This window comes from Candidatus Auribacterota bacterium (genome assembly GCA_026392035.1).
Lineage (GTDB): Bacteria > Auribacterota > Tritonobacteria > UBA1439 > UBA1439 > JAPLCX01.
The window spans coordinates 1-8,815 of the sequence record JAPLCX010000122.1; the positions used below are offsets into that span (position 1 = coordinate 1).

Genomic DNA, 8,815 nt, shown 5'->3' on the forward strand with positions numbered 1-8,815 from the left:
TTCCGGCTCGCCGTCGCCGAGCCACCTTGCACAGAGATTGTACACTTGTTCTTTTCGCCTTTGTATGATTATCAGTTTTGCAGGGGTAACGGTAAATGATGTTCGCCACGGATTTTCACGGATAACCACACGGATGGCCGCAGATGAAGCTTCCTTTTCATCTGTGAATATCCGTCATAATCCGTCCCGCTTAGCGGGATCCGTGGCCCCCCTCTATAAGTGACCCCTTACCGCCATTTTGTTAAAAACATTGACTGAGGTGATAAAAAGAGTATAATTATAACAGTGCAGTGGCAGTCATGGGGCAGAACTAACCGCAAGGTGTTCAGCTTTGCACCTTGCGTTTTTTTATCTGTGCGCCGCTATTTCAGCACGCAGGGTGTGTGGCATGAGACCTATAAATAAAATTCGTAACGTGGCGATCATCGCCCATATCGATCATGGGAAAACCACGCTGATCGATGCCATTTTCCGCGCCACGGGTGTGTTCAGGGAGAACGCCCGTGTCGAAGAGCGGGTGATGGACAACTATGAGCTCGAACGTGAGCGCGGCATTACCATCCGCGCCAAGCACTGCGCCGTCGAGTGGAAAGGGTATTTGATTAATATCATTGACACCCCCGGCCACGCAGATTTTTCAGGGGAGGTTGAACGCGTGCTTTCAATGGTGGATGCCGTGCTGCTGGTGGTCGACGCCAACGAAGGCCCGATGCCGCAGACCCGCTATGTGCTCATGCGGGCGCTGCGCCTGGGGCTGAAAGCGATCGTAGTGATTAATAAAGTGGACCGGCAGCATGCGGATCCTCTGAGGGCACTCAACAGTACCTTCGATCTATTTGTCGAACTCGGAGCAACCGACGCTCAGGCTGATTTTTTCGCTGTGCACGGATCGGGGCTTCAGGGATGGTTCGTGCGCGATCTGGAGAAGGATGAACGGAAAGGGATGGAGGCGCTGTTTGACGCGGTGATCCGGCATGTCCCTCATCCAAAGGCTGATCGCAATGCGCCGTTCCTCATGCAGATCAGCACCCTGACCTGGAACGATTATTTCGGCCGGATAGGATGCGGCCGCGTACTCCAGGGGGTTCATCGGCTGGGTGAGGAACTGGTGCGGACCACCACCCGCCGGAAAGCTGCAGGCCCGCTCCATGCACACGATGCGGGACATTCTGACGCGTGGGAGGTGACCGGCGTATATCCGGTAACATCGACTCATTTGTTGATCACGAGAGGTTTGGAGCGACAGGAGGTGCAGGAGGTTTCGGCCGGTGACATTGTCTGGATCGCGGGGCCAGGGGATCTCACCATCGGCGACACACTCTCTTCGCCAGCGTTGGAGAATGCGTGCCTGCCGCCGCTTGAGATCGGCGAACCTACGGTATCCATGTTCCTCCTCGTGAACAACGGCCCGTTTGCCGGCGAAGAGGGATGCGCGGTGACCATGCGCCAGATCATGGAGCGCCTTGAACGAGAGCGCCGCGTAAATGTTTCACTGCGGGTAGAGGCATCGCATCGGCTTGACTGTGTGAAGATTTCCGGCAGGGGGGAGCTGCACCTCGCCATATTAATAGAGGAGATGCGGCGTGAGGGGATGGAATTGTGCCTCACCCGCCCCGAGGTAATCACCACCGTCGATGCGAACGGAAATATCCTCGAGCCGATGGAGCAGCTCATCATCGATATTCCTGGTGGATTCCAGGGTGTGGTGCTCGAGAAGGTGGCATGCCGCCGCGGCGAGCTTACCGGCCGTAATGATTCGGGACGCGGGCTGGTGCGTTTCGAATTCCGGATACCCACGCGCGGACTCATCGGCTATCGCGGCGGGTTCATGACGGATACGCGGGGCCTCGGGATTATGTCATCGAGGTTTATCGGGTACGGCCCGTGGTGCGGTGAAGTGGTTTCGCGGAGCCGTGGCTCGATGGTCAGCATGGATACAGGGCCCGCGACGTCGTACTCCCTGGAAAATTTGCAATCCCGCGGAGTCATGTTTGTTGCTCCGACGGAGCGGGTGTATGAAGGCATGATCGTCGGTGAGCACTCCCGGCCTGATGACCTTCCCTGCAATCCTGTAAAACGAAAAAGGCTCACCAATATACGTTCCTCGACCAAGGAGCTCGATGCGGGGCTCAAGGCCCCGCGCAGGCTTACGCTTGAGTCGGCAATTGAATGGATAGCCCGGGATGAACTTGTAGAAGTTACCTCGCGCTCGATCCGCGTCCGGAAGGCGATACTCGACGCGGAGAAGAGAAAAAGGGCAGGGCGGCAGACCGCAGCCGTGATCCAGCAGTAACATTCCGTTGAGCGGCCTCGTGTATGTGGATGGGATAGACAGGGAGACGCTGGTGGTGCAATAGAAATCCCAAACCCCAAATCCCAATAAAGGGGTCAGGGATGGCAAGCTTAATCATCAATAGGCGTACAGCTTGCCGTAGGGCCGGTGGCTGAGAGGAATGTATTTGCTGAAGCGCGATTTCAGTATGGTGTGCGATTTGGGGATGGCGAACGTTCTGCAAAAATCTGTAATTTTACTTTTGAGAAGCGCGCGATCGTCGTCAGTGAGCGGAACTTTTCGAATCTCCTTCCCGAGCTGCTCATCACGCAACTTCCCCCGGATGTAGATCGCTCCTCCATGGGCTCCGCTCCCCACTCCGAAGCCGGCGCCCGGATCCGGCCCACCGTCGAGTGCCAGTACCACGATGATGCCCCCCGCCATATATTCTCCGAGAAAATCCTTCACCGTCCCGCCAATAATAAGTGCAGGGACAAGCTCCTTAAATGCCTTCATGTGAATCCCCACACGGTAGCCGGCATCGCCTCGGATGAGGAGCTCGCCGCCCCGCATCCCGTACGCGAGCACGTCACCCGCATGCCCGTGAATAGAAATGCGCCCGCTATTCATCGTGTTGGCGATGGTATCCTGCCCGTTGCCAAACACCTCAATTCTCGGACCATCCATAAAAGCCCCGAGATCATTTCCAGGGATACCATGGATCTTCATATTAATGCCGCCCTTGACGCCTGCGCATATGTAGCGGTGGCCATTCACATGATCGAGCGTAATCTCCCTCACGCCCTTCCCGATAGCGCGATGGATTGCGTCATTGAGAAGGCGATAGTTCATCTCCGAAGCATCTATGTGAATCATTTACACCTCGAGAGGGGAGATATGCTTTGCGCGGTGCTGTCTGGGCACGTAGATGTAGCCGAAATTCTCTTTGAGAAGCTCCTCTTTGAAGGGGGTCACATCCACCGTATCCAACATGAGACCTGCGAAGATTCCCGCCCGCTCAATTTCTCCTAAAAATAAGGCTCCCCTGATCCGATTATTCTTCAAAATAATCTTCTTATACGCAGATGAGGTTCTCGAACGCAGCATCATTATTTCCATCTCCCCGTCATCTGTTGTTGTATCACCGAGCGCGATGAGAGGGAGGCCGAATACCTCCATGGAGTTCATTGGCATCCGGCCTTTGTACGCCATATTCCCACCTGCCATATTTGTTCCCGCGACAGTCCCCTGCTCGTAGGCGAGCGGCCAGATCGGAATGTTTTTCCGCCCTCCATGAAGGACCGCGGTCTCCGTCACATCACCGGCCGCATAAATGTTGTGTACCGATGTCTCCATGTGGGAGTTGACAAGAATCCCCATCTTTGTTTTTATGGGCGTACCGCGACAGAGCCCAAGACGGGGCCGCACTCCAATGGCAACCACCACACTGCTGCAGGGGATTTCCTCCCCGCTTTTTAGCGCGGCGGCCACGACAGAAGCACCTTTCCGCCTGATCGCAACCACGCGATTGGAGAGCACGAGTTTGACACCGCTTCGCCTGATATGCGCCGCAACGATCTTCCCGGCCTCGGCATCGAGCATGGAGGGGACGGGTCGGTTATCCAGCTCGACCATCGTGACCTTTGCCCCGAGCGCTTTGAGCCCTTCGGAAGCCTTAATCCCAATGAAGCCGGAGCCAATCACGACCGCTCCCTGCCCCCTCTTGACGCGCTTTTTTAACTCGTTCGCATCTTTCAGATGAGCGAATGTGCAAACCTGCGGCCCGACAAGGCCCGGGATTGATGGCATCACAGGTTCCGCACCCACCGCGAGCAAAAGCTTCTCGTAGGGCATCCGCTCATTATTATCAGTGATGAGAAGTCGTTCGCGCGCCTTGAGTGCCGTAACATTTCTTCCCGCAAGCACCCGCACCTTCATCTTCTTATAAAATTCAGCGGGGCGGAGCCTCATGGTCTCTTCATCCACGCGCCCCTCAAGGTAATACGAGATGAGCGGCCTCGAGTACGCCTCGCGCATTTCCCGATCAATGACGAGGATCGCGCGTTCGCGATCGCGCTCGCGGATCGCCTCAATCGCGGCAATGCCTGCGATAGAATTCCCCACGATTACATAATGCGGTCTATTATTTTTATTTCTGCTCTTCATATACAAGTGCCTCATTCGGGCACGAGATGACGCATATCGGCACATCTCTATCAGGACAGAGGTCGCACTTGGTCGCGACCTTCCGCTCTTTCACATCTCGCACGATCACCCCGAAGGGGCAGACCATGATGCATGACCAGCAGCCCACGCAGCGATCCGCGTCATTCATCACCGCCCCCGTTTTCTTATCCCGATGCATGCTTCCGGTGATGCACGCACCGACGCAGGGAGCTTCCTCACAGTGCCTGCATGGCAGCGCAAACGAGAGCGGCCCCTTCTGCTCGACGATCAGCCTCGGAATGGCGCGAGGAAACTCTTCCTTGTATGCTTTGATTATCTTCTTTGACCTGGAATGCTCCACAAGGCAGTGAATTTCACACAGCCTGCACCCCATGCAATACTCTTCGCGCACGTATATTCTTTTCATGAGCGGGTATATCCTGTATCAGAATAAAGTAATGCCTCAATTATAGGATATGGGACAGGGTTTTTCGCCACTGATTATCACGGATGATTGACGGATATGCACGGATTGATTTTGGTATGTATCCGCGAGCATCCGTAATAATCCGCGTAGATCCGTGGCAAAATCTCATAGCTGACCCACTACAGAACGAAATATCCTCCGTGAGTGGTATGGGCAGCCGCAACGATGCGACGCACGCGCTCACAACGATTCGCCGGCGGGCTTGACACCCAGAATATCCAGCTCCTCTCTGGATAGCCCGATCCCCCTCAGGCGAAGCCGGTTGCCGCGAAGCGATTCTATCGCGTTGGCTCCCATCCCTCCGAGCATCTCCTTTATCTCCAGGCTCCACGCGCGAATGAGGTTCGTGAGATGCCGGACGGCAATCTCGGGATTGAGCCGCCTGACGAGGTAGGGATCCTGTGTTGCGATACCCCAGTTGCACTTCCCCGTATAGCAGCGCTGGCACATGTGGCACCCCATGGCGATCATGGCAGCAGTCGCGATATACACCGCGTCAGCACCGAGTGCGATCGCTTTGATCACGTCAGCGCTGTTGCGTATGCCTCCGCCGGCGATGATAGAGGCCTCATTGCGTATCCCCTCCCGCCTCAGCCTCTCGTCCACCGCTGCGAGCGCGAGGGCGATGGGAATCCCCACATTATCCCTGATTCTGGTGGGTGCGGCTCCAGTCCCGCCGCGGAGACCATCGATGGCAATAATATCCGCACCTGCGCGCACCATCCCGCTCGCAATCGCTGCAATGTTGTGGACCGCGGCAACCTTCACGATGATCGGTTTCCGGTAGCGCGTGGCCTCTTTGAGCGCCGCGACGAGCTGTGCAAGATCTTCTATGGAATAGATATCGTGGTGGGGCGCCGGAGAAAGGGCATCGGTCCCTTCCGGGATCATACGGGTTTCAGAAATAGCCTGATCGACCTTTTCTCCGGGCAGATGCCCACCGATGCCCGGCTTCGCTCCCTGTCCGATTTTAATTTCTATTGCCGCCCCTGATTCGAGGTAGTCCTTGTGGACCCCAAATCTCCCCGATGCAACCTGTACGACGGCATTCTTCCCGTAGCGGTAGAGGTCCTTGTGCAGGCCTCCTTCGCCGGTATTATAAAATGTCCCGCATTGCTGGGCGGTCCTGGCCAGTGCGAGGCACGCGTTATAGCTAATTGCGCCATAGGACATGGCGGAAAAGAGGATGGGGGTTTCAAGCTCAAGTTGTGGCATAAGTATCGTCTCGAGTGAAGCTGTTCCCCCCCTGTGCGAGAGCTTGACCTCCTGGGGTTTGCGCCCGAGAAAGGTTTTTAACTCCATCGGCTCTCGGAGCGGGTCAATTGATGGGTTTGTCACCTGGCTCGCGTCGAGGAGGAGGTGGTCCCAGTATATCTTATGGGGCATATCACTCCCCATGCCGGAAAGGAGGAGACCGCCCGTTTCTGCCTGTTTGTATATCTCCTCGATCGTCCGCGCCGTCCAGTAGGCATTCGTGCGATACTGGCGAGGGTGCTCGGTGACGACCAGCGCCTGCGTGGGGCAGAGGGACGCGCAGCGCTGGCATCCCACGCATCTCAAGCTCTCTGTGGTCACGCGGCCGTCCGCGGGATCGTATGTGTGCGACTCGAACGCGCACTGCCGGACGCATACCTCGCAATGAATGCACCGCTCTTCGTCGCGCGAGATGTGGAACTCGGGCTGTATAAATGATTTCATCTCTTTCCCATCGTAAATACCACCGGCTCTCCTGCCGCGGGGGCCCACACCCGCTCAGGGGCCTGACACACTGCGTTGATCGCGCACTCTTCGCTCGCGAGGAAACAGCGCGGCCCTTTCCGAGCTGCAACGAGCGGCCTGAGCTTGATACGGTCCGCGAGCCCGACCATTCCCCGGGGATGGGCGAGGATGAGCGCAGAGGGGCCGTTGATCATGGAACTCCCATACACGATTCTCAACGTTGTGTGGAAATCTCTCTCGCGAGTTGGCATCCGCTCAATCCGCTCCCAGAGGGGAGGAGCAAGTATCGTACAGGCGATCTCAAGCGGCAGGCCATGCCTCCGCAGAAGCAGGTCAAACATGTAGAGTATAGCCTCTGAGTCAGTCTGGAGCATGAGCCTGTATCCGAACTCCTCTAAATAGCGCTTGTTGGTGCCGTATGAAGAAATCTCGCCGTTGTGCACCAGAGACCACCCCAGGAGCCCGAACGGGTGCGCGCCTCCCCACCAGCCCGGTGTATTCGTGGGAAACCGTCCGTGCGCGATCCATAGGTGCGCGTGGTATTCTTCAATGCGGTAGAACTTCCCGATCTGCTCCGGATACCCCACACCCTTGAACACCCCCATGTTTTTTCCGGAGGAGACAACAAACGCACCCTTGATGAACTCGTTGACCTCCATCACCACCATCATCACAATGTCGTCGTCGCTTAGCTCGTAGTAGCGCTCGTGAGTCTCCGGATGGATTTGTAAAAAATACCTCCAGAGGATTGGACGTTTCACCACTTCCTTCACGGGTGCGGTGGGGATCTCCTCCTCCCCGATAATCTCAAAGCATTTTTTGAGGGTTGCCTCCGTCTGCTGCTTGGCCTCCTCGAAATCATACATGAGGTGGAAGCAGTAATCATCCTTGTGATGCGGATAGATCCCATATCCCGCAAAACCTCCGCCGAGACCGTTTGATCGATCATGCATCACGGCAATCAATCGGATAATGTCAGTTCCCGGTATCAATTTGCCGTGAACGTCCATAATGCCCGCGATTGAGCAACCCGAAGGGATGCGGGCGTCGGGGAGCTTGACGCTCTTTGAGGAAATCAAGGTTCTCATAGGTTGGTCTGGAATTATAGCAAAGATCGATCGTTATGATTCGGTTATCCGCATTACTGTGGGAAAATCCCGTGAATGTATGTGACAATACCGCCCCATTTCGACGAAGACGTCAGAGAGGGGATAGAGCCGGTGTTCAGGAACCAGAACCCGCTCAGGAAATCGGTGACGATGAGGGTTTCGCCCCGTATCTCCCACCCGCTGAACGCCTCGGGGAAGACGGTGATCTTCTACATCGCTGTGGTTGAAGCGGTCAAGGCACCACCCATCGCCGGGCTTTCGGATTTGAGTGAGCGCACGCCCTACGTCATCAAAATGGACAAGGAGACAATGACGGTGAAATAACAGATCAGCAGACGTTGCATGAACTTTTATAAAATTAAGGGAGGACTCGATCGAGTCCTCCCTTAATAGTCACTCAGACACTTCGGCCCAATCCGGGGCTTATTCCTTCTTGGATTTTTCGAACAGCGACTTTACTTTTTCCATGCCGCCCTTTGTCGGATAGATGGCTTCAAACTCATCTATCGTGACCATGCCGTCCTTGTCCACATCCCAGGTCGCGAAGCCCGTTTTCGACATACCAAGCTCGGGATATTCGACGGTATATGCCGCGAACTCTGCCTCTGATATCTTGCCGTCTGCGTTCTTGTCCATCTTTTTAAAATCGGGGATCTTTGAGGTGGCTTTCTCGATCTTGCCCGAGCGGCACTCGGCCTTCTCTTCGGCGCTGCCGATCGCACTCCATGCCGCGACGAGCACGCAGGCCACAATTAACGCCAGCACTCTATACCTGTCGCTCACTGCGAACCTCCTTTGATTAATGCCAGTACAGGCTCCTTTTCCCCCACGCCGCCACGGCGTGGGAGGCAGCAAGCCCGCTAGCTTTGTGTGCAGAATAGTATATTAAAAATGTTCTGTCAATATCAAAGAAAGTCCCGAAGTAATGGGTCACCCATCAAAGGCGCGGAGTCAATAGACATGATCTGGTCCCTCCCTCGCGCATGCGCGGGTTCAACTGCTTGCTCCGTTCACGCCAGCACTCGTGACTTGCCTGCTGCTCCATCCCGAGCCCGTTTCCTG

The 8,815-nt window shown here is 55.8% G+C and carries 8 protein-coding genes; 2 read left to right on the forward strand and 6 right to left on the reverse strand.

Going from position 1 to position 8,815, the window contains the following annotated elements; all coding sequences use genetic code 11:
- Nucleotides 1-388 precede the first annotated feature (388 nt).
- On the forward strand, nucleotides 389-2,293 hold the full coding sequence (typA, locus tag NTX71_12625) for a translational GTPase TypA (GenBank protein ID MCX6340737.1): 1,905 nt from the start codon (nucleotides 389-391) through the stop codon (nucleotides 2,291-2,293).
- A gap of 117 nt (nucleotides 2,294-2,410) precedes the next feature.
- On the opposite strand, the gene NTX71_12630 is transcribed toward typA, so the two are convergent.
- The 5 genes from NTX71_12630 to NTX71_12650 form a co-directional block, all read right to left on the reverse strand.
- On the reverse strand, nucleotides 2,411-3,148 hold the full coding sequence (locus NTX71_12630; GenBank protein ID MCX6340738.1) for a hypothetical protein: 738 nt from the start codon (nucleotides 3,146-3,148) through the stop codon (nucleotides 2,411-2,413).
- Nucleotides 3,149-4,438, reverse strand: coding sequence for an FAD-dependent oxidoreductase (locus NTX71_12635; protein ID MCX6340739.1), 1,290 nt, complete (start codon nucleotides 4,436-4,438; stop codon nucleotides 3,149-3,151).
- A complete protein-coding gene (locus NTX71_12640) occupies nucleotides 4,422-4,865 on the reverse strand; it encodes a 4Fe-4S dicluster domain-containing protein (GenBank protein ID MCX6340740.1) in 444 nt (147 codons plus the stop codon). The genes NTX71_12635 and NTX71_12640 overlap by 17 nt, the downstream gene beginning before the upstream one ends.
- A 240-nt stretch (nucleotides 4,866-5,105) precedes the next feature.
- On the reverse strand, nucleotides 5,106-6,623 hold the full coding sequence (locus NTX71_12645; protein MCX6340741.1) for a glutamate synthase-related protein: 1,518 nt from the start codon (nucleotides 6,621-6,623) through the stop codon (nucleotides 5,106-5,108).
- Nucleotides 6,620-7,732 carry a glutamine amidotransferase family protein gene (locus NTX71_12650; protein MCX6340742.1) on the reverse strand — a complete coding sequence of 371 codons (1,113 nt, stop codon included), beginning with the start codon at nucleotides 7,730-7,732 and terminating at the stop codon, nucleotides 6,620-6,622. The genes NTX71_12645 and NTX71_12650 overlap by 4 nt, the downstream gene beginning before the upstream one ends.
- A 75-nt stretch (nucleotides 7,733-7,807) precedes the next feature.
- Here NTX71_12650 and NTX71_12655 point away from each other — a divergent pair, with 75 nt between their 5' ends.
- A complete protein-coding gene (locus NTX71_12655) occupies nucleotides 7,808-8,077 on the forward strand; it encodes a hypothetical protein (GenBank protein MCX6340743.1) in 270 nt (89 codons plus the stop codon).
- 99 nt (nucleotides 8,078-8,176) lie between these two features.
- On the opposite strand, the gene NTX71_12660 is transcribed toward NTX71_12655, so the two are convergent.
- Nucleotides 8,177-8,536: a hypothetical protein gene (locus tag NTX71_12660; GenBank protein ID MCX6340744.1), complete on the reverse strand. Its 360-nt coding sequence runs from the start codon at nucleotides 8,534-8,536 to the stop codon at nucleotides 8,177-8,179.
- Between the last annotated feature and the right edge of the window lie 279 nt (nucleotides 8,537-8,815).

Bases quoted from the DNA above. Each gene is read 5' to 3' on its own strand.
- NTX71_12655 (MCX6340743.1), top strand. From the start codon at position 7,808: ATGTATGTGACAATACCGCCCCATTTCGACGAAGACGTCAGAGAGGGG.
- NTX71_12635 (MCX6340739.1), bottom strand. From the start codon at position 4,438: ATGAAGAGCAGAAATAAAAATAATAGACCGCATTATGTAATCGTGGGG.
- typA (MCX6340737.1), top strand. From the start codon at position 389: ATGAGACCTATAAATAAAATTCGTAACGTGGCGATCATCGCCCATATC.
- NTX71_12650 (MCX6340742.1), bottom strand. From the start codon at position 7,732: ATGAGAACCTTGATTTCCTCAAAGAGCGTCAAGCTCCCCGACGCCCGC.
- NTX71_12630 (MCX6340738.1), bottom strand. From the start codon at position 3,148: ATGATTCACATAGATGCTTCGGAGATGAACTATCGCCTTCTCAATGAC.
- NTX71_12640 (MCX6340740.1), bottom strand. From the start codon at position 4,865: ATGAAAAGAATATACGTGCGCGAAGAGTATTGCATGGGGTGCAGGCTG.
- NTX71_12645 (MCX6340741.1), bottom strand. From the start codon at position 6,623: ATGAAATCATTTATACAGCCCGAGTTCCACATCTCGCGCGACGAAGAG.